The sequence below is a fragment of the Micromonospora sp. NPDC049175 genome, assembly GCF_043197345.1.
In the GTDB taxonomy this organism is placed as follows: domain Bacteria; phylum Actinomycetota; class Actinomycetes; order Mycobacteriales; family Micromonosporaceae; genus Micromonospora.
Genome location: NZ_JBICSY010000007.1, coordinates 26,818 through 46,645, shown reverse-complemented (window position 1 = coordinate 46,645; position 19,828 = coordinate 26,818). Strand labels below are relative to the sequence as shown.

At 73.3% G+C, this 19,828-nt stretch carries 18 protein-coding genes; 16 read left to right on the top strand and 2 right to left on the bottom strand.

Features of this window, described 5'->3' with window-relative positions; genetic code table 11:
• Positions 1–28: 28 nt before the first annotated feature.
• A complete protein-coding gene (locus ACGFH8_RS26165; protein ID WP_393371897.1) occupies positions 29–676 on the bottom strand; it encodes a hypothetical protein in 648 nt (215 codons plus the stop codon).
• 150 nt (positions 677–826) lie between these two features.
• Between ACGFH8_RS26165 and ACGFH8_RS26160 the strand changes: the two genes are divergently transcribed.
• The 9 genes from ACGFH8_RS26160 (at position 827) to ACGFH8_RS26120 (ending at position 10,368) form a co-directional block, all read left to right on the top strand.
• Positions 827–1,600 (top strand): GNAT family N-acetyltransferase, encoded by a 774-nt coding sequence (locus tag ACGFH8_RS26160; RefSeq protein ID WP_393371895.1) that lies wholly within the window; start codon positions 827–829, stop codon positions 1,598–1,600.
• Complete coding sequence (locus ACGFH8_RS26155) at positions 1,597–2,541, top strand: lysophospholipid acyltransferase family protein (RefSeq protein ID WP_393371893.1); 945 nt, start codon at positions 1,597–1,599, stop codon at positions 2,539–2,541. Before ACGFH8_RS26160 ends, ACGFH8_RS26155 begins: the two co-directional genes overlap by 4 nt.
• A gap of 213 nt (positions 2,542–2,754) precedes the next feature.
• Entirely contained in the window at positions 2,755–3,579 is an 825-nt protein-coding gene (locus tag ACGFH8_RS26150; RefSeq protein ID WP_393371892.1) for a DUF4097 domain-containing protein, read from the top strand.
• Positions 3,576–4,187, top strand: a complete 612-nt coding sequence (locus ACGFH8_RS26145) for a PadR family transcriptional regulator (protein WP_357806225.1) — start codon at positions 3,576–3,578, stop codon at positions 4,185–4,187. Before ACGFH8_RS26150 ends, ACGFH8_RS26145 begins: the two co-directional genes overlap by 4 nt.
• Before the next feature lie 108 nt (positions 4,188–4,295).
• Positions 4,296–4,997, top strand: coding sequence for a response regulator transcription factor (locus ACGFH8_RS26140; protein WP_355033347.1), 702 nt, complete (start codon positions 4,296–4,298; stop codon positions 4,995–4,997).
• Positions 4,994–6,541, top strand: coding sequence for a sensor histidine kinase (locus tag ACGFH8_RS26135; RefSeq protein WP_393371889.1), 1,548 nt, complete (start codon positions 4,994–4,996; stop codon positions 6,539–6,541). Before ACGFH8_RS26140 ends, ACGFH8_RS26135 begins: the two co-directional genes overlap by 4 nt.
• Positions 6,542–6,603: 62 nt before the next feature.
• Complete coding sequence (locus ACGFH8_RS26130) at positions 6,604–8,298, top strand: trypsin-like peptidase domain-containing protein (protein WP_393371886.1); 1,695 nt, start codon at positions 6,604–6,606, stop codon at positions 8,296–8,298.
• A 185-nt stretch (positions 8,299–8,483) separates the two neighbouring features.
• Entirely contained in the window at positions 8,484–9,155 is a 672-nt protein-coding gene (locus ACGFH8_RS26125) for a BON domain-containing protein (RefSeq protein ID WP_393371883.1), read from the top strand.
• A gap of 157 nt (positions 9,156–9,312) precedes the next feature.
• Positions 9,313–10,368, top strand: coding sequence for a glycosyltransferase family 4 protein (locus ACGFH8_RS26120; RefSeq protein WP_393372424.1), 1,056 nt, complete (start codon positions 9,313–9,315; stop codon positions 10,366–10,368).
• Between the two features lie 17 nt (positions 10,369–10,385).
• On the opposite strand, the gene ACGFH8_RS26115 is transcribed toward ACGFH8_RS26120, so the two are convergent.
• Positions 10,386–11,846 carry a serine/threonine-protein kinase gene (locus ACGFH8_RS26115; protein ID WP_393371880.1) on the bottom strand — a complete coding sequence of 487 codons (1,461 nt, stop codon included), beginning with the start codon at positions 11,844–11,846 and terminating at the stop codon, positions 10,386–10,388.
• Between the two features lie 165 nt (positions 11,847–12,011).
• Between ACGFH8_RS26115 and ACGFH8_RS26110 the strand changes: the two genes are divergently transcribed.
• From ACGFH8_RS26110 to ACGFH8_RS26080, 7 genes are all read left to right on the top strand, one after another.
• Positions 12,012–12,845 carry a patatin-like phospholipase family protein gene (locus ACGFH8_RS26110; RefSeq protein WP_393371878.1) on the top strand — a complete coding sequence of 278 codons (834 nt, stop codon included), beginning with the start codon at positions 12,012–12,014 and terminating at the stop codon, positions 12,843–12,845.
• Entirely contained in the window at positions 12,845–13,849 is a 1,005-nt protein-coding gene (locus ACGFH8_RS26105; RefSeq protein ID WP_393371875.1) for a 1-acyl-sn-glycerol-3-phosphate acyltransferase, read from the top strand. The genes ACGFH8_RS26110 and ACGFH8_RS26105 overlap by 1 nt, the downstream gene beginning before the upstream one ends.
• Positions 13,850–13,922: 73 nt before the next feature.
• Positions 13,923–14,243, top strand: coding sequence for a divalent-cation tolerance protein CutA (gene cutA, locus ACGFH8_RS26100; RefSeq protein ID WP_393371872.1), 321 nt, complete (start codon positions 13,923–13,925; stop codon positions 14,241–14,243).
• 48 nt (positions 14,244–14,291) lie between these two features.
• Positions 14,292–17,825, top strand: coding sequence for an SCO7613 C-terminal domain-containing membrane protein (locus ACGFH8_RS26095; RefSeq protein WP_393371869.1), 3,534 nt, complete (start codon positions 14,292–14,294; stop codon positions 17,823–17,825).
• Between the two features lie 139 nt (positions 17,826–17,964).
• Entirely contained in the window at positions 17,965–19,014 is a 1,050-nt protein-coding gene (locus ACGFH8_RS26090; protein ID WP_393371867.1) for a fatty acid desaturase family protein, read from the top strand.
• 171 nt (positions 19,015–19,185) lie between these two features.
• Positions 19,186–19,500: a hypothetical protein gene (locus ACGFH8_RS26085; RefSeq protein WP_393371864.1), complete on the top strand. Its 315-nt coding sequence runs from the start codon at positions 19,186–19,188 to the stop codon at positions 19,498–19,500.
• A gap of 52 nt (positions 19,501–19,552) precedes the next feature.
• Complete coding sequence (locus tag ACGFH8_RS26080) at positions 19,553–19,813, top strand: MafI family immunity protein (RefSeq protein ID WP_393371862.1); 261 nt, start codon at positions 19,553–19,555, stop codon at positions 19,811–19,813.
• The last annotated feature ends 15 nt before the right edge of the window (positions 19,814–19,828 follow it).

Here is a 19,828-nt window from a genome sequence, read left to right as displayed (position 1 = left end):
ATCCGCCCTGCGGACGACGGGCCGGAGGTCAGCGGGCGATCCAGGTTGCCCGGGCCGCGCCGAGCAGCGTGCCGTCCGGGCCGTACAGGCTCGTGTGCACGAGCGCCTTGCGCCCGTCGACGCCGCGCAACGCCCCGGTCACCACGCAGTCGTCGCCCGGCTCCGGCAGCGCGGTGACCACGGCGGCGATCCGACCCAACAGGTACGGGCGGCCCGGCGCGAGCACCGTCCAACCGCCGGGGCAGTCCAACGCCGCCCAGATCGTGGCCGCGCTGACCCGCTCGGGCACCCGGAACGGCGCCGCGGTCCGCCCGTCCGGTAACCGGCCGGGAAAGATCCGCAGCCCGTCGGTCCGCTGCGGCCCGCAGACGTAACAACCGGGGAACGGATGCTCGACCAGGCCGGGGTAGCGGTCCGCCGCGGCCACCGCGGTGTCCAGGTCGACCGGGGGTACGACGACATCGACCACGCCGGCCGGGCGCACCTCGGCCACCAGGTCGCCGGCCGGGTCACGGACCTCGCCGTCGGTGAGACTCAGTTCGGTGTCCAGTGGTGGCGGTCGGCGCAACGTCACCTCGACCGTGCCCGTGCCGCCCGACCCGGCGGCGAACACTCCCGCGCTCCAGCCGCCGTTGCCGGAGCCGGGCGGCCCGTTGTAGCGGGACTCGATCCGCATCGTCGACCTCCGGTGGGGCTTGCCGGCGTCGTCGCCGGTCCGTCGCGCAGCCTCGCACGACCACCTGTGGGGCGCATCTGCCGGCCGGCGTTCATCCTGCCGACACCGGTGGTCCGAGTGAATGGCAACCCGAGCACCTACACAGATTGCATGGCCGTTCTGCATGCCGCTGGCGCACCCCTGACGACCAGCGGATACACCCTGCTGATCGCCGACGACCCCATCCAGGTCGCGGCCGCGCAACGCCTGCGTCACGAGGTGTTCGCCACCGAGTTAGGCGCCACCCTCCTCCCCGGTGCGGCGGGGCTGGACGTGGATCCCTTCGACGCGTACTGCGACCACCTGATCGTCCGGGAGGACAGCACCGGCGAGGTGGTCGGCACGTACCGGTTGCTGCCGCCGGGCCGCACCAACCGACGCTACGCCGAGGACGAGTTCGACCTCCGCGCGCTCGATCCGCTCCGCGATGACCTGGTCGAGGCGGGCCGGTCCTGTGTGCACCCCGACCACCGCTCCGGCGCGGTGATCAACCTGATGTGGGCGGGCATCGTCCGGTACCTGCACCTGCGGGGCTCCCGTTGGCTCGGCGGCTGCGCGTCGGTGCCGGTGGCCGACGGTGGGCGGACGGTCGCCGAGGTGTGGACCCAGGCCCAGGCCCGGCACCTGTCACCGCCGCCGCTCCGGGTGCGCCCGCTGCGGCCCTGGTTCGCCGAGGCGACAGCCGGCTCGGTGGCCGCCGCCGATCCGGCCGGCCGTGTCGCGGTACCGCCGCTGCTGCGCGGCTACCTTCGGCTGGGCGCGTGGATCTGCGGCGAGCCGTCGTACGACAGCGACTTCGGCTGCGCGGACTTCTACGTGCTCTTCTGCCTGGACCGGATGAATCCGCGTTACCTGCGGCACTTCCTGGGCGAGGCACAGCGATGACCGCCGGGTCGCACGACCTGTGGCGGCCGTCGTCGGGTTGCGACGACGACTGTCTGCCGCCGACCGGCGCGGTGCCCACCGTGTCGGTGGCCCGTCGGGTGCTGCGGTTGGTCGCCGTGGCCGGCATGCTGCTGGCCGGTGTCGGCCTGGTGGTGCTGCTGCCCGTACTGCCGGTTCGGGAACGGCAGGCGGCGGTGCGCGGTTGGGCCCGGTGCACCGCGCGGGCCTTCGGGGTCCGGCTGGTGATCCGGGGTCGGCTGCCTCGGCGGCGGGCGCTGCTGGTCGCCAACCATGTCTCGTGGCTGGACGTCCTCGCGGTGCTTGCCGTCGCGCCCAGCCGGATGGTGGCGAAGCGGGAGATCCGCTCCTGGCCGGTGTTCGGCCTGTTGGCCGCGGCGGCGGGGACCGTCTTCGTGGACCGTGCCCGGCCGCGCGCGCTGCCGGCGATGGTCGGCCGGATCGCGGACACGCTGCGCGCCGGCCGGTCCGTGGCGGTCTTTCCGGAGGGGACGACCTGGTGCGCCGCCGCCGGCGACTGCCGCCCCGGCGGCGGTTTCCGGCCCGCGACGTTCCAGGCGGCCATCGACGCCGGCAGCCCGGTGGTGCCGCTGCGGCTCGCCTACCGCTGCGCGGCCACCGGTACGACCACCACGGCCGCTGCCTTCCTCGGCGCGGACACGTTGCTGCGGTCGATGGTCCGGGTGGTCGCGGCACGGGAGTTGGTGGTGTCGGTGACGATCGCCGCCGCGCTGCATCCGGCCCGTACCGCCGACCGGCGGTTGCTGGCTCGGGCCGCCGAGTCGGCCGTACACCTGGTGCCCGCGGCAGGCGCGCGGACGCGGACCCGGCCGCACCCGGCTCCCACGGCAACCCCGGCAGCCCTGGCGGTGCCCACGGTGCCGACATCGGCCGTAGGAGGAGGGCTAGATCTAGCGGCCTGACCCTGCGTAACCCCACCCACCACTTCGCGCGTTGATCATGAGGTTATCCGCGCGTGTCGTCGGCGTGTCGGACGATAACTCCATGATCAACGGGCGCGGCCGGCCCACGGTCGGAGGGGGACCGACTCGCGACTGTCTTGTGGTGTCGCGATGTATCGCGTTACTGTGCTCCCTGTCAGGCGCGTGTCCGCGCGCCGTCGAGAGGGGGATGCCATGGCCGCATGGACGGTCGAGAGCCCGCAGCGGCTCACCGTGGACGGGCCGGTCACCCGGCTGGACGTGCGCCTGGTCAGCGGGCGGCTCAACGTGGTCGCCGCCGACGGGCCGACCCGGATCGACGTGACCCAGGTCGGCCGTCGGCCGGTCCGGATCGAGCATGCCGACGGCCGGCTCAGCATCCGTCAGGAACGCGGCCGGAGCTGGTCGGACGTCCTGCGGTGGTTCCGGATGATCCACCGCTATCCCCGGGTGGACGTCTCCGTCGCCGTGTCCGCCGACGTCCTCGCCGACCTGGGCCTGGTCGCCGGCTCGCTCGTCGCCTCCGGCCTGCGCCGGCAGACCAGGATCCACGTCACCGCCGGCCAGATCACCCTCCGGGGGCTGCGCGGCAACACCACCGCGAACATCACCTCCGGCCCGGTGGAGGCGCTCGGCGTCCGCGGCGATCTCACCCTGGAAACGGTCTCCGGCGAGGTGATCATCGCCGACAGCGCCGCCGATCGGGTGCGGGCGCAGACCGTGTCCGGCGCGATCACCTGCGACCTGGACAACCCTCGGCGCAGCGAGATCCGGTTGACCACGATCTCGGGCGGCATCACCGTCCGGGTCCGCGAGGACAGCGACCTCACCGTCCAGTTGCAGACCGCCTCGGGCCGGATCACCAGCGGCTTTCCGCAGGTACGCACGTCGACGTTCCCACTGCGCAGCAGCGAGGGAGTGCTCGGCGCCGGCGAAGGTAAGCTCTGGGCTTCCGCGACCTCGGGGAGCATCGCCCTGCTCGCCCGCGCTGTCGACCACGATGGGGAGGAGCTGCCGTGACCGCCGTGTTCAGCCACGGGCGGCTCCGGCTCTACCTGCTCAAGCTGCTCGACGACGGCCCGAAGCACGGCTACGAGCTGATCCGCCTGCTGGAGGACCGGTTCCTCGGGCTCTACGCGCCCAGCGCCGGCACCATCTACCCCCGGCTGCAACGGCTTGAGGTCGAGGGTCTGGTCAGCCACACCGCCGCCGGTGGCCGCAAGACGTACGACATCACCGACGCCGGTCGCGCGGAGCTGCGCCAGCGGGCCGGCGAGTTGGAAGCGCTCGAAGCGGACATCGCGGCCTCGGTGGCAGACCTCTCCACTCTGGCCGGCGAGATCCGCAGCGAGGTACGCGGCTCGGTGCGCGACCTCAAGCGGGAGCTGAGCGAGGCCACCCGGCAGACCCGGCGCACCCGGTGGGACGCGCCGGCCCCGCCGCCCCGGCCGGCGTCGACCGCCGGGCCGCAGGCCGAGCTGCTCGACGAGCTCGACAAGCGGCTGCACGCGTTCAGCGCCGAGGTGGGCCGGTTGACGCGTGCCCGGCAGTTCAGCGACACCCAGTTGCGCACCGCGATCCGGCTGCTCGACGGCGCCCTGGACGGGCTGCGCAGGCTGCTGCGCTGACCGGCGTCGCCGAGCGGCGGTGCAAGCCGTCGCCGAGCGGCGGTGACTCACAGCTTTTTTCCAGGAAGTGCCCAGCGCGGGCGCAGTCCTGTCGCCGATGATGGGCGCATGCCCGCTACCCAGACCGAGGCGCGACTTCTCGTCGTCGAGGACGACCCCAACATCCTCGAACTGCTCTCCGCGAGCCTGCGCTTCGCGGGCTTCGACGTGGCCACCGCGACAAGTGGGAGCGCGGCGCTCAACGCCGCCAAGGACCACCGGCCCGACCTGGTGGTGCTCGACGTCATGCTGCCGGACCTGGACGGCTTCGAGGTCATCCGGATGCTGCGTGAGGGCGGCACGCGTACCCCGGTGGTCTTCCTGACCGCTCGGGACGCCACCGACGACAAGATCCGTGGGCTGACCCTGGGTGGGGACGACTACGTCACCAAGCCGTTCAGCCTGGAGGAGTTGACCGCCCGGATCCGGGCCGTGCTGCGCCGCACCACGACCGGCGGGCAGGCGCCCTCCCGGCTCACCTTCGCCGACCTGGAGTTGGACGAGGAGACCCACGAGGTGCACCGGGCCGGTCAGCGGGTGCAGCTCTCGCCGACCGAGTTCAAGCTGTTGCGCTACCTGATGCTCAACGCCAACCGGGTGCTGTCCAAGGCGCAGATCCTCGACCACGTCTGGAACTACGACTTCCGTGGTGACGACAACATCGTCGAGTCCTACATCTCCTACCTGCGGCGCAAGGTCGACACCACCCAACCCCGGTTGATCCACACGCTGCGTGGAGTCGGGTACGTCCTGCGCAAGCCGGCGGCGTGAACACGGTCCAGCAGGCGAAGGGACGGCTGCGGGGCGTACCGCTGCGGATCAAGTTGGTGACCGCGGTGCTGCTGCTCGTCGCCGCCGCGCTGCTGGTGATCAGTTCGCTGACCACTATCTTCCTGCGCAGTTACCTGGTCACCCAGGTCGACACTGAGCTGAGTGTCTCGGCACGCAGCATCGACAAGGTTGTCACCGCCCAGCAGGGCACTGTGGGCTTTCCGACCGACTACCTGCTGGCGGTCATCGATCCGATATCCGGCCGGCAAGTGTTCTACGACACCAAGCGTTTCGCGCTGGACGACCTGCCACCGATCCCGTCGGACGCCGCCGGCTTCGAGAAGCTGGAGGGCAAACCCTTCACCGTCCGGGCCCGGGACAGCAAGGTGCGCTGGCGGATGCTCTACACCCAGTTGCCCAACGGTCAGCCCCTGGCCATCGGTCAGCACCTCACCGACGTCGACAAGGCGGTGAAGCGGCTGGTCTGGATCGACCTGCTGGTCGGCGGTTCGGTGCTGATCATGCTGGCCTCGGTGGGCGCGGCGATCGTGCGGACCAGCCTCAAACCGCTTGTGGAGATCGAACGAACGGCCGCCGCCATCGCCGGCGGCGACCTGACCCGGCGCGTGCCCGACCCGGAGGAGGGCCAGGCCGACCCCACCTCCGAACTGGGCCGCCTCTCGCGCGCGCTGAACGCGATGCTCACCCAGATCGAGGCGGCGTTCACCGCCCGAGCCGCCTCGGAGATGTCGGCGCGTTCGGCGGAGAGCTCCGCGCGGGACGCCGCCTACGCCGCTCAGGCGTCCGAGGCGCGGGCCATCCGCTCCGAGGAGCGGATGCGACGGTTCGTCGCGGACGCCTCGCACGAACTACGGACCCCGCTGACCACCATCCGTGGTTTCGCCGAGCTGTACCGGCAGGGCGCCGCCCGGGAGCCCGAGCAGACCGCCGGCCTGCTGCGCCGCATCGAGGACGAGGCGGCCCGGATGGGGCTGCTGGTGGAGGACCTGCTGCTGCTCGCCCGGCTGGACCGGGAACGGCCACTCTCGCTGACCCCCGTGGAGCTGCCGGTGCTCGCCTCCGACGCGGTGCAGGCCGCCCGGGTGATCGCCCCGGACCGCCGGATCGAGCTGGAGATCGCGCCCGGATCGGGTCCGCTCGTCGTCTCCGCCGACGACGCGCGGCTGCGTCAGGTGATCGGCAACCTGGTCACCAACGCGCTCACCCACACCCCGCCGGACGCCGAGATCCGGGTGCGCCTGCGGGCCGAACCGGGAGGTCACGCCGTCATCGAGGTGGCCGACAGCGGTCCGGGCCTCTCGTCGGAGCAGGCGGAACGGGTCTTCGAGCGGTTCTACCGGGCCGACGCGGCACGCACGCGGCGGGCCGACGGCAACACCGGCACCGGCCTCGGCCTGGCGATCGTGGCGGCGCTCGTCGCGGCCCACCACGGCTCGGTCGAGGTGGCCGAGACACCCGGCGGCGGGGCCACCTTCCGGGTCCGGCTGCCGCTGCTGCCCCACGTCGACGACGTCGGCGAGTGACTTTCAGCCAACTTCCAGGACGGTTCCAGGTTGATTGCAGTGCCGAGGGAGAAGGTAGTGCCATGACCGAGTACGAGTCCGACCCGCAGCGCCGGCCGGCCCCCACCGACGCCGAGCCGTCGCACCCCACCGCCGAGCTGCCACGCGACGAGCGCGCGCAGTCCGACTCCCCGACCACTCCCGTCCAGGTCGTCTCGACCACAGGTGACGCGCAGGTCACCGGTGACGCGCCGACCACGGGTGACACGCCGACCACCCGTGACACGGAGACCACCGCGGTCACCGAGGCCGCACCCGTCGCCTACGGCGAGCAGCCCGCCAGCACGCCGCCGGCCGCCGCACAGCCGACCGGGTACGAGCCGCCGGCCGCTACCCCGTCCGCGCCGCCGTACCCGGTCTCCGGTTACCCGGCGCCCGGCCAGTCCGGCTACCCCGCGCCCGGCCAGTCCGGCTACCCGCAGCCGAACGCCGGCCAGTACCCAGGTGCTCCCTGGTACGCGGGCCAGCAGTCCGGCTGGGCCGGCGGGGGACAGCCGGGCATGGCGTACCCGCAGCACCAGCAGCACCCCGGGCAGCACCAGCAGCACCCGGGGCAGCACGCCCAGCATCCTGGACAGCACCCGCAGCACCCCGGACAGCACCCGGGTCAGCCGGTTCCGCCGTGGGGTCCGCAGGTCGCGCCGCCCGGGAGCGGTCCCCGGCCGGGCCGGATCGCGAAGTTCGCCGGCGCCGGCGTGGCGGTGTTCGCGCTGATGCTGGGCTCCGGCGTGGCCGGTGGGGCGCTCGCCCTCGCTCTCGACGGTGACAGCGGCGGCGTCACCCGCACCTACACCGCGGCGCCGGTGCTCAACAGCGCCGACCTGCCGAAGATCGCCGCGTCCGTGCAGGACAGCGTCGTCTCGATCACCACCGGCAGCGGCGAGGGGTCCGGGGTGGTGCTCACCGCCGACGGCTACGTGCTGTCCAACAACCACGTGGTCGCCTCCGCCAGCGGTAACACCGTCGAGGTGGTCTTCGCCGATGGCACGAAGGCGCCCGCGAAGATCATTGGCACCGACCCGAAGACCGACCTGGCCGTGGTCAAGGCCGACGGGGTCACCAACCTCAAGCCGGCCAAGTTCGGCGACAGCGACGCCATGCAGGTCGGCGACCAGGTGCTCGCCCTGGGCAGCCCGCTCGGCCTGCAGGGTTCGGTGACCTCGGGCATCCTCAGCGCCCGGGACCGCACCATCCGGGCCGGCCAGGGCCAGCAGGAGGACCCGACCCAGCAGAGCCAGCCGGTCAGCTCGATCTCCGGTCTCCTCCAGACCGACGCTCCGATCAACCCGGGCAACTCCGGCGGCGCGCTCGTCAACACCCGGGGTGAGGTGATCGGCGTGAACACCGCCATCGCGACCTCCGGGCAGAGCACCGGCAACATCGGGGTCGGGTTCGCCATCCCCAGCAACAAGGCCAAGGACGTCGCCGGCAAGCTCCAGCGCGGCGAGAAGGTCAGCCACCCGTCGCTCGGCGTGGGCGTCAACCAGGCCGAGGGCGGCGGTGCGCTCGTCGCCTCGGTCGCCCCGGGCAGCCCGGCCGAGAAGGCCGGCCTCCAGCGCGGCGACGTCGTCACCCGGTTCGGCGACAAGCTGGTGAACGACTCGGACGACCTGGTCGGCGCGGTCCAGGCCGGCAAGGTCGGCGACCGGGTCGAGGTCCAGTTCAAGCGGAACGGCGCCGAGAAGTCGGTGTCCGTGACGCTCGCCGAGACGTCCTGACAGATATCTGAACCTGCTTCCTCCCTCCGGCGGCGGGTGGCGGGGCCGAGGGGGTCGGCTCCGTCACCCGCCGCGCTTTTCTCCCCAAGACGGCGGTTCACCCGGATCGGGTGAACCGCCGTCACCCGTGTGCCCGGCAGGTTGCGGGAAGCGGGTCTCGGCGACCGGAACCGGGGGTGGGTGCCATGACCGAGGTGGTGGACGTCCGCGACGACGAGCGGATCCAACGCGACGTCCTGGCGGAGTTGGCCTGGGACGCAAGACTGCGACCGAACGAGATCGGCGTGAGCGTCGATGCGGGCGTGGTCACCCTGACCGGGTACGTGGACGGTGCCGCCCACGGTTGGGCCGCGACCCGGTGTGCCCAGCGGGTCCGTGGCGTACGGGCGGTGGCCGACGAGATCGAGGTGCGGCTGCCGGGCACGCCGGGGCGTACCGACGGCGAGATCGCCGTCGCCGCCTCCCGTGCCCTGGAGTGGGACAGCTTCGTGCCCGCCGAACGGATCGACGTGACGGTGGCCAACGGCTGGCTGATGCTGCGCGGTGAGGTCGAGTTCGGGTGGCAGCGGCGGGCCGCCGAGGGAGAGGTGCGCCGGCTCGACGGCGTACGGGGGATCACCAACCTGATCGAGGTACGACCGCTGGCCCCGCCGGTCGCTGACCGACTGCGTCGGGACGTCCAGCGGGCGCTGGCCCGCACGATCGGCGGCGAGCGGGTGACCGTCGAGGTCGACGGCGACACACTCGTCCTCGCCGGGGTGGTCCGGTCCTGGTGGGAACGCGACCAGGTCGAACGGGTCGCCTGGTCTGCGCCGGGAGTGCGGGTGGTGCACGACCAGCTGCTGGTCGGCGGGTGAGCGTCCGCCTTGTCCGGTTTACCCGGGACGTCACCGGGAACCCGCCGCCGACCACGCCGGTCGGCGGTCACGTCGTACCGGGGATCAACGGGGAGGACTCGTGGCCGTGAACCACCCGCCCGCGGGCCGCCCTCCGGAGCGGTCGCTGCGCATCGCGATGGTGGTTCCGCCCTGGTTGTCCGTGCCGCCACCCGGTTACGGCGGCCTTGAGCAGGTCGTCGCCGCGCTCGTGGACGCGTTGAGCGGCCAGGGACACGCGGTGACCCTGTTCGGCGCCGGCAGCCACCACGGCACCGCCGCCGGCGGCTTCGTCTCGACCGTGCCCGACGTCCAGTACGAGCGGCTCGGCGAGTCACTGCCCGAGCTTGCCCACCTGGCCCGGGTGAACCGGCTGATCACGGCGGCCGACTTCGACGTCATCCACGACCACACCACGATCGGCCCGCTGATCGCCGGCCGCCGGGCCGTGCCGACTGTCGCGACCGTGCACGGCAACCCGGTGGGGGAGTACGGCGACGTGCTCAGCGAGATCGACTCGGACGTGGCCCTGGTGGCGATCTCGCATGCCCAGCGCCGACTGAACCCGAGCCTGCCCTGGGCCGGCACCGTGCACAACGCGCTCGACATCCGCGGCTTCCCGCGCAAGACCGAGCCCGGCCGGGGGCCGGTGCTGTGGCTGGCCCGGTTCAGCCCGGACAAGGGGCCCGACGTCGCCATCCAGGCCTGCCGGGAGGCCGGGTTGCCCCTGCTGCTCGCCGGGAAGTGCAACGAGCCGGCCGAGCGCCGCTACTACGAGCAGGTCGTCGCCCCGCTGGTCGACGAGAACGTGACAGTCGTGCTCAACGCCGACCGCGCGGCGACGCTGCGGATGCTCGTCGACGCCCGTTGCCTGATCATGCCGATCCAGTGGGACGAGCCGTTCGGCATGGTCATGTTGGAGGCGATGGCGACCGGGACACCTGTGGTCGCGCTCAACCGGGGTGCGGTGCCGGAGCTGGTCCGGCCCGGGGTGACCGGGCTGGCCTGTGCGCACCCGGGGGAGTTGGCCGGGGCCCTGCGCGCGGCGGAGCAGCTCGACCCGGAGGACTGCGTGGCGCACGTCGCGCGGAACTTCTCGGTCGAGCGGATGGCGTACGGCTACGCGGAGATCTACCGGCGCTTCGCCGCCGGCGGTCACGACGTCCGCGAATCGGCCGGGGTCTCGGCCCGCTGACCCGGATCGCCGTGTGGTCAGACCCGGGCCATACCCAACTCGACGATGGCGACGTCGAGCCGCTGCGCGTACGCCGGACTGATGCCACCCTCGCCGAGGCGGACCGCGACCTTGTTGCGCAGCCGGGCCACCGGTGGCGCCAGCTCGTCGCGGCCGGAGCTGACCGCGGCGGTCAGGTTGCGGAGCTCGTTGCGCAGGTCGAGGCCGACGTCGCTGCGAATCTCGCCGGCGCTGAGCCCTGCCGTGATCAGCTCGTCGACCCGGTTGGCGGCCTCCACGAGGGTGGTCGGGTCCGAGGTGGGTGCGCCGGTCCGTGGCACCGCCGGCGGTACCGTCGTCGGCTCGGGCGGCGCGGGGGTCGGCGGCGCGGTCGTCGGGGTCGTCACGGGGCCGGCCGTGGGCTGCGCCCGCCGGGTGGGTTGCTGGTCGGGCCGCAGGGCCACGCCGATCAGCGCGATCGCGACCACCAGGACCACGGGTACCAGCAGCAGCGCCAGCCGCCGCCGCGACCAGCGCGACCCGACGGCGGTGTCTCCGGTGGGGGTCCCGCCGGCCGCCGTGTCACCGGTCGCCGCCGCGACGGTCACGGGCTGCGGTGGCAGGGGCCGGGTGGGCACCCGGACGGTCGTGGGTGGCGGGTCGGCCGACGCCAACTGGTCGCGAAGCGTGGTGGCGACCTGTCGGGCGGTCGGCCGGTCCGCCGGGTCCCGGGCGAGGCTGCGCAGGCAGATCCGGGCCACCGCCGGAGGCAGCTCCGGCAGCTCGGCGAGCGTCGGCGCCGGACCGTCGGCCAGCGCGGCGCTGAGTTGCTCCCAGGTCTCCGCCGGATAGGGGACGCGGCCGGTGAGTGCCTCGTGCAGCAGCACGCCGAGTGAGTACACGTCTGTGGACGGCTGGGCCGGTGCGCCGTCCAGCCGTTCCGGGGCGACGTACGCCGGGGTGCCGAAGGTCCCGCCGTCCTCGTCCTCGTCGGGCGCGCCGATCCGGGTGGCGATGCCGAAGTCGAGGACCTTGACCCCCGAACCGGTCATCATCACGTTGGCCGGTGTGATGTCGCGGTGCACGATGCCGAGTCGGTGCGCGGCGGCCAGGGCGTCGGCGACCTGCGCGCCCACCTGGACCGCCTCGGTCCACGGCAACGGCCCCTCGGTGAGTCGCAGCTCCAACTCCTCGCCGCTGAGCAGCTCCATCACCACGAACGAGGTGATCGAGCCGTCCGGGGCGACCGTCTCGCCGTAGTCGTGCACCGATGTCACATGGGGGTGCACCAACTGGGCGGCCGCCCGCGCCTCGTCCCGCACCATGCCCCGGAACCGCGCGTCGGCGGCCAGCGAGGGGGCGAGCACCTTGAGCGCGACGACCCGGTCCAGCACCTCGTCGCGGGCACGCCAGATCACGGACATGCCGCCGGCGCCGATCTGGTCGAGAAGTCGGTATCTCTGGGCCAGCAACCGGCCCGGATGCAGTGCTGCCTTCACCGATCGCACCTGCCTCAGGGGTGGGAGCGGTATCAGGTTGCGCGAATGCGTCCGGCCTGTCAACGCCGTCAACGGCTCCGGTCGCCGGGCGGTGTCTGGCGTGCGCCGACCGCCCGGCGACGGCGGCCGGTCGGTCGGCGGCGGGCCCGTGCCAGGATGAGGGGCATGGCGGCGGGACCTGTGGCGTTCGTGCTCGGCGGCGGGGGAGTGCTCGGCGCGGTCGAGGTGGGCATGCTGCGCGCGCTGTTCCGCGCCGGCATCCAGCCCGACATGGTGCTCGGCACCTCGATCGGCGCGGTGAACGGCGCGCTTGTCGCCGCCGACCCGTCGGAGGCGGTGACCGACCGGCTGGTCCGGCTCTGGGCCTCGCCGGAGGCGAGCGAGGTGTACGGCGACTCGGTCGCCCGGCAGTTGCGTCGTTTCGCCGCCCGTACCCACCTGCACTCGCCCCGGCCACTGCGCCGGCTGCTCGAATCCGAGCTGGGGGTGGACACCACGTTCGCCGACCTGCGGGTGCCGTTCCGCTGCTGCGCCGCGCACATCGAGCGGGCCGCCGAGCACTGGTTCGACACCGGTCCGGTGGTGCCGGCGGTGATGGCGTCGGCGTCGGTGCCGGGCCTGCTCCCGCCCATGGAGATCAACGGCGCGCACTACGTGGACGGCGGCATCGTCAACTCCATCCCGATCGGCGAGGCGGTGGCCGTCGGCGCCCGTCGGATCTACGTCCTCCAGGTGGGTCGGATCGAACGTGAGCTGACGCCTCCCCGACGGCCGTGGGAGATCGCGCAGGTCGCGTTCGAGATCTCCCGCCGGCACCGCTTCTTCCGGGAGATGGCCGCGCTGCCCGAGGGGGTGGAGGTGCACGTCCTGCCGACCGGCGGGCTGAACCCACGCGACGACACCCCGTGGGCGTACCGGGACATGGCGGCGGTGGGGCGGCGGATCAGCCGGGCGTACACCGCCTCCCGGCGCTACCTCGCCACCCACCAGGAGCGGTGATGCCGCTGCCCCCGAGGTGGCTACGCCGGTTGCTGTTCGCCCCCGCCGTGGTGGTGCTCGCCTTCGTCGTGGTCACCACGTTGCCGGTCTGGGCATTCCTCGCCGCGGCCGCGTCGCCGCTGGTCCCGGGCCGGTTACGCCCGCTGCGGCTGCTCTGGATCGGCTGTGTCTACCTGGTCTGGAACGCCGCCGCGCTGCTCGCGCTCTTCGTGCTCTGGGTCGTCTCCGGTTTCGGCTGGCGGGTGCGGTCCCCGGCCTTCCAGCGCGCACACTACGTGCTGGCCGGCTGGTTCCTGCGGGTGCTGTTCTGGCAGGCCCGCTGGACACTGCGGTTGCGTATCGACGTGGTGGGCACCGACCCGGACACCGCACTGCCCGGCCGGCCCGAGCTGGTGCTCTGCCGGCACGCCGGGCCGGGTGACTCGTTCATCCTGATCCACGGCCTGGTCAACTGGTTCAAACGGGAGCCACGGATCGTCCTGAAGGACAGCCTCCAGTGGGACCCGGCGATCGACGTGCTGCTCAACCGGCTGCCGAACCGCTTCATCGCGCCGACGCCGGAGCGCGGCGAGGAGACGGTACGCCAGGTCGGCAACCTGGCCGCGGGCCTGGACGACAACGACGCGTTCGTCATCTTTCCCGAGGGCGGCAACTTCACCCCCAAGCGGCGACTGCGCGCCATCGCCCGGCTGCGTTCCCTCGGCCTGGAACGGATGGCCCTGCGCGCGGAGCGGATGCGGCACGTCCTCGCCCCGCAGCCCGGCGGGATGCTCGCCGCGCTGGACGCGGCCCCGGACGCCGGGGTCATCTTCGTCGCCCACACCGGGCTGGACCGGATGCTCACCGTCGCCGACGTGTGGCGGGAACTGCCGATGGACAAGCAGATCGTGATGCGGTTCTGGTCGGTGCCGCCGGAGGACGTGCCGGCCGGACGGCAGCAGCGCATCGACTGGCTGTTCGACTGGTGGGCGCAGATCGACGCCTGGATCGCGGCGAATCGATGAGCGTGCGCCGCGCGGCCTCGCGGTCGGGAGCGAAAAGCCGGCTCGAAGGGATGTCGCCGCGTAGGGTGCGGGCGTGGATCAGATCTGCGTGGTGACGACGGTGGTGGATGCGCGTTCGGTCGCCGACGTGCTGGCGGCCGCGGCCGTTGCCGGTCGGCTCGCCGCCTGTGCACAGGTGGGCGGTCAGGTGGACAGCACCTACTGGTGGCGGTCCGGAGTGGAGACCAGCTCCGAGTGGTCGGTGCAGTTCAAGACCGCACCGGACCGGTTGGCCGCGTTGGTGGATCAGATCCGGGTCAGCCATCCGTACGAGGTGCCGGAGATCCTGGTGTCCAGGGTGGACAGCGGTGACCCCGCGTACGTCACCTGGGTGTTCGAGCACACCCGACCCTGAGTACGCGGACTCTGGGCCGTGCCCGGGTCGGCTGCCGATGATGACCGGGTGGATGACACCGGATATCCCTGCCCGGCCTGTGGTGCTCCCGCGGGCCTGAGCACCGGCTGCACCGGCTGCCGGCGCGCGCCCGACCCGATCGCCGCCGAGGTGTTCCGGTTGGGCCGAGAGGTGGCCCAGCTTGAGCCGGAGGTGGAGCGGGCCCGTCTCGCGTACACCGAGCTGGCGGGACGCCTGTCGGCCACGTCGCGGCGGCGGGCCGAGCTGGCCGCGGTCGTCCGCGCGGGGTTGGCCGTTCCGGCGGCGGCGCGCCCCACGCCTGTCGTCGGACCACTGCCGGTCGACCGCCCAGGCGCACCGGCGGGTGCGGCGGAGGCCTCCACCCGGACCGTCCAGGGTCTGCTCTTCATCCTCGGTGGACTGTTGCTGGGCACCGCGGCGGTGGTGTTCACCGCGGTGGCCTGGGCGGCGGTGGGGGTCGGTGGACGGGCGTTGATCCTGGCCGCGTTCACCGCGCTCATGCTGGCCGTACCGCTGCTGGCGGTCCGTCGGGGGCTGCGCGGCACGGCGGAGACGTTCGCCGCGGTCGGGTTGCTGTTGGTGCTGCTGGACGGTTACGCGGCCTGGTCGGTGGACCTGGCCGGGGTGGCCGGCTGGCCCGGCAGCCGGTACGCCGCGCTGGTCGGGGGGGCCAGCGCGGCGGTCGCCGTGGCGTACGGCCGGTGGAGCAGGTTGACCGGCCCCTGGTTCGCCGCCCTGCTGGCCGCCCAGCCGGTGGTGCCGCTGTTGGCCGTCGAGGCCGAGCCGGGTGCGGCCGGATGGGCGCTGGTCCTGCTCGCCGTGGCATTGCTGGACCTGGCCGTGCTCGTTGCGCTGCGCGGCCGGGACGGCGTGGCCCTGCTGGTCGGCCGGGTGTTCGCGGCGGTCGGCCTGGTGACCGCGCTCGTCGGTGCCGCGAGTTGTGCCCTGGTGCCGCTGGCCGTCGGGCGGGCGGCGGGTTCGCCGCTGCTGGCCGGGTTGCCGCTGTTGCTCGTCGCGTTTACCGGGGTCGGCGCGGCCTGGCTGGTCGGTGGCCCGGCGCTGCGGGCGGTGGCCGGCGGGTTGGTGGTGCCGGTGCTCGCCGCCGCGCTGCTGCGCCCGGTGGTCGAGCTGCGGCCGTCACTGCTGCTGATCGCGGCGGCGACGGTGGCCCTCGTGCTGGCCGGCGCGGTGCGGCTGCTGCCGGGCGCGGCGGAGTTGCCGGTGCGGGAGTCGCCGGGTGCGGCGGAGTCGGAGTCGCCGGGTGCGGCGGAGTCGGAGTCGCCGGGCGTGGCCGGGCCGGAGGTGTCCGGGCGGGGGCCTTCCGCCGCCCTCGGGTCGGCCGTGGTGGGCGTCGGGGGTTGGCGGAGCGGGCCGCGTGCCGGTGCGCTGCTGGTCGCGGCCGGCACGGCCCAGGTGGCCGCGCTGATCACCGCCGTGCTCGCGGTGGCGGCCGTGAGCCGCTCGCTGCCGCCGTGGCGCGGGGCCGCGACGGGCCCGGACCTGGACTGGGGTTGGCAGCTCGCACCCGCCGTGGTGGTGGCGCTCGGCGCGACGGTGCTGCTGCTGCCCCGCCGGGCGCGAACGGTGCTCGCCCTGGCCGGCGCGGTGGCGGCGCTGCTCGCCCTGCCCGTCGGCTGGGCGGCCCCCTGGCCGGCGGTGGTGGCCGTCGACCTGATCGGCGGGGCGGCGCTGCTTGTCGCCGTGCTGGCCCGCCCGGCGAGCCGCCCGGTCACGCTGCGCACCCGCGCGCTCGGTGGCGCTGTCCTGCTCGGGCACGGGTTGCTCGTCGCCCTGGCCACCCCGACCGGCGCCCTGGTGGCGCTCGGCAGCATCGCCGTGGTCGGGCTGGCCCTGGCCGCACGACCGGACACCGGGCCGTACCGGCAGGTGGCCGGCGTGGGGCTGCTGGTCGCGCAGCTCGCGCTCCCCGGGGTCGCCGCCGTGGCGCTGTTCGCCGCAGGTGCGCCCACCTGGTGGCAGGCGCGGCTGGCACTTCTGGCCGCCGGGCTGCCGCTGGTCGCGGTGCTCGCGGCGCGTCGCCACCGAATGGAGCTGACCGGGTACGCGGTGACCGGCGCCGTGGTCGCGGTGACCGTGCCCGGACTCGCGCCGCTCGTCGTGGCGGGGAACGAGTCCGTTCCGCTGTACGCCGCGCTGGCGGCACTGGGCGTCGCGCTCGTCGACCGGTGGGACCGGCCGGCGGCCGGCGAGCGGGAGCCAACCCGGCGGGGCCTGCCGGTGGCGGCGGGTGGCGTACTTGCGGTGGTCGCGGTCCTGACGGCCCTGCCGACGGTGCTGACGGCGATCGTGTCGCCGTACGGCGATCGGGGGCGGGTGTGGTCGGGCGTGCCCACGATCGTCACCGACCCGACGGCGCTTCCGCGCGGGCTGGCGCTGGCCGTGCTGGCGGTGGCCGTCGTGCTGGCCGGTCGGCGGGTCCGCCCACGGGTGCTGCCCGCGCTGCCGTTCGTCGCGGTCGCCCTGCCGGTGCTGCTCGTCGCGATCGGCACGCCCTGGCCGGTGCTACCGGCTGCTGTCCTGCTCGCCGGGTTGGCCGCGCTGCTGTTCGCGGCGCTTGCCGCGCGCCCGGCGCTCGCACCGGTCCTCGTACCGGTGGGGGTGGTGCTGACCGCGTCCGGTGTGGCGGGGCTGCTGGCCACCCGAGCCGGCACGCTCGCCGCGCAGGGAGTGCTGCTGGTGGCGGCGGTCGTCGTCGCCGTCGGGGCGCGCGTGGTCGAGGTACGTGTCACGGGTTGCCTGGCCGCGGTGGGGGCGGCGTCCGCGCTGGCGGTGACCGCACCGCTCGCCGGAGGGTTGCCGCTGCGGGCGGCGGCGTACCCGCTGCTGGCGGTGGCCGCGCTGGTGCTGGCCGTCGCCGCGGCGACCTCGTCGCGGGCCCGGGTCGGGCGGGTGCTGGACGCTGCCGCGCAGGCGGTCGCGCTCGTGGCGGCGGTGCTCGCCGTCGAGGTGGCGCGGCATCTCGCCACCGTGTGTGTGCTCTGGGGCGTGGCCGTCGCGCTGCGGCTGCTGCGGCGGGGTGAGCCGGTCGGCCGGCGGTGGGCGTTCGCCGGCATCGCCGCCGGCAGCGAGTTGCTCGGGGCCTGGGTGCTGCTCGCCGCCGGCGGCGTGACAGTGCTGGAGGCGTACACCCTGCCGGCCTCGGCGCTCGCCCTCGGCGCGGGTCTGCTGGCGCTGCGCACCCGGCCGGGGCTGACCAGCTGGCCGGCCCTCGGCCCGGGGCTGGTCGCGGCGCTGCTCCCGAGCCTCGTGTCGGTGCTGGCCGGGGCGGATCCGCAGCCGTGGCGGCGACTGTTCCTCGGTGCGGCGGCCCTGGGCGTGGTGCTGGCCGGCGCCACCCGCCGATGGCAGGCGCCGGTGCTGCTCGGCGGTGGCGTGCTGGCGCTGTTGGCGTTGCACGAGCTGGCGCGAGGTTGGGACCTGCTGCCCCGGTGGATCTACCTCGGTGTGGGCGGGTTGGCGCTGGTCGGGCTGGCCGCCACCTACGAGCGGCGGCGGCGTGATCTGGCGCGATTGCGGGCCACGGTGGCCCGGCTGGGCTGAGCCGCACACCATCGGGGGTAGTGCCCGCCCTACCCCCGATTCGGGGGTTGTCAGGGTTACTCAGCGCTACTGCTGAGCCGGAGAATCGACAACAGGCCCGAGCCGCACCGGTTCAGGCACAAGCGGATCGGGAGCAGCAATGGCGCTCGGAGCGGTGGCGGAACCGCCGGTACGACGGCGAGGCAGTGACTACGCACAGTTGTCCCGGCGGATCAGCCAGGCGGGCCTGCTGGAGCGGCGCCCCGGTTGGTACGTCACCCGCATCACGCTCACCCTCGGCGGCTTCGTGGCCGGCTGGATCGCCGTTTTCCTGCTCGGCGACTCCTGGTGGCAGCTACCGCTCGCGGCGGTGATGGCGGTCGCCACCACCCAGGTCGCGTTCCTCGGGCACGACGCCGGTCACCGACAGATGTTCCGACGCCGGGGCGCGAGCGAGCTGGTGGGGCTGCTCGCCGGCAACGTGGCGGTGGGGATCAGCTACGGCTGGTGGGTCGACAAGCACAACCGGCACCACGCCAACCCGAACCACGAGGACGAGGACCCGGACGTCGGCGCGGGCGCACTGGTGTGGACGCACGAGCAGGCGCTGGAGACCCGTGGGTTCGGCCGCTGGATGGCTCAGCGGCAGGCGTACTTCTTCTTCCCGATGCTCCTTCTGGAGGGTCTGAACCTGCACGTGGCGAGCATCCGGGCGATCGTCGGCCGGGAGGACGGCAAGTACACAGTTCCGATGCGCCACCGGGCGGTCGAGGCCGCCCTGCTGGTCGCGCACACCGTCGGCTACGTGGCGCTGCTGTTGGCGGTCATGTCGCCGGTCAAGGCGCTGCTCTTCGCCGTCGTGCACCAGGCGCTGTGGGGCCTCTACATGGGCTGCGCGTTCGCCCCGAACCACAAGGGCATGCCGATGCCGACCGCCGAGGACGAGCTGGACTTCCTGCGTAAGCAGGTGCTGACCTCCCGCAACGTGCGGGGCAGCCGCCTGGTGGACACCACGCTCGGCGGGCTCAACTACCAGATCGAGCACCACCTCTTCCCGAACATGCCGCGCGCCAACCTGCGCCGGGCCCAGCCGATCGTGCGGGCATACTGCGCCGAGCAGGGCATCCCGTACGCCGAGACCGGGCTGATCGAGTCGTACCGGCAGGCGCTCGGTCACCTCCACGAGGTGGGCCGGCCGCTGCGCGGCTGAACGGGTCCGGCGGACGTGAGGTTTGATCGGTGGGGCGGCATCTGACGGTGCCGCCCCATCGACGTGTTTCTGGCCGACCTATCCGGTCCCGGGCGAACGCAACCGGTAGCCATGGTCGGTCGGGGCTTGCTAGCGTCGTCGCGGCACCTTCCATTTCAGCGGGGACCATCCGTGAGCAGTTCCGTGGCGTCGTTCGACCTCGCGCTGCCGATCGCGCCCTGGGTGGTGGTCGCTCGGGACGACGACCGCGTGGCCCGGGAGAAGGTGGCGGCATTCGCCTCCGGCGGCGTCGTCCGAAGGCTGGACTCGCGGAGGATGACCGATACGGATGGCCTTCCCCGGAGTCGCCCACCGGTTCCACTCCACGTCATGTTCTTTCTGGCGCGTGGTGACGTCCGGGAGGTAGCCGAGGGACTGAGCGTGCGAGACGACATGCTGATTCGCGAATGCGATGGCCGCCTACTGGTGTGGTCCCAATCCGAGTGAGCTGGTCAACCGGCTGAGTCGACTGTCCCTGAAGTGACGGCAGGAGGATGACGTGGAGCATTACCTGTACCTACGGGATCTCGTCTCCCGCCTGCTTGAGGATTCTCCGCTGACGTCGGAGGAAGTTGTCGAAGACGTCCGTCATCTGATGAGCGTGGGCGAGGAAGAGTTGGCATTCGACACGATGTGCTCCTGGATCTTCGAGGATTCGCTCCCCATCACCTCGGCCTACCACGACCGCCTCGTGGCGGCGGCTCGCGAATTGGGCACGTTGAACTCGATTACCCGACTCGACGAACTCGTCGAAGACTAGGGCCCGACCTTCGCC

Bases quoted from the DNA above. Each gene is read 5' to 3' on its own strand.
- ACGFH8_RS26150 (WP_393371892.1), top strand. From the start codon at position 2,755: ATGGCCGCATGGACGGTCGAGAGCCCGCAGCGGCTCACCGTGGACGGG.
- ACGFH8_RS26165 (WP_393371897.1), bottom strand. From the start codon at position 676: ATGCGGATCGAGTCCCGCTACAACGGGCCGCCCGGCTCCGGCAACGGC.
- ACGFH8_RS26120 (WP_393372424.1), top strand. From the start codon at position 9,313: ATGGTGGTTCCGCCCTGGTTGTCCGTGCCGCCACCCGGTTACGGCGGC.
- ACGFH8_RS26155 (WP_393371893.1), top strand. From the start codon at position 1,597: ATGACCGCCGGGTCGCACGACCTGTGGCGGCCGTCGTCGGGTTGCGAC.
- ACGFH8_RS26160 (WP_393371895.1), top strand. From the start codon at position 827: ATGGCCGTTCTGCATGCCGCTGGCGCACCCCTGACGACCAGCGGATAC.
- ACGFH8_RS26130 (WP_393371886.1), top strand. From the start codon at position 6,604: ATGACCGAGTACGAGTCCGACCCGCAGCGCCGGCCGGCCCCCACCGAC.
- ACGFH8_RS26105 (WP_393371875.1), top strand. From the start codon at position 12,845: ATGCCGCTGCCCCCGAGGTGGCTACGCCGGTTGCTGTTCGCCCCCGCC.
- ACGFH8_RS26140 (WP_355033347.1), top strand. From the start codon at position 4,296: ATGCCCGCTACCCAGACCGAGGCGCGACTTCTCGTCGTCGAGGACGAC.
- ACGFH8_RS26125 (WP_393371883.1), top strand. From the start codon at position 8,484: ATGACCGAGGTGGTGGACGTCCGCGACGACGAGCGGATCCAACGCGAC.
- ACGFH8_RS26110 (WP_393371878.1), top strand. From the start codon at position 12,012: ATGGCGGCGGGACCTGTGGCGTTCGTGCTCGGCGGCGGGGGAGTGCTC.
- ACGFH8_RS26090 (WP_393371867.1), top strand. From the start codon at position 17,965: ATGGCGCTCGGAGCGGTGGCGGAACCGCCGGTACGACGGCGAGGCAGT.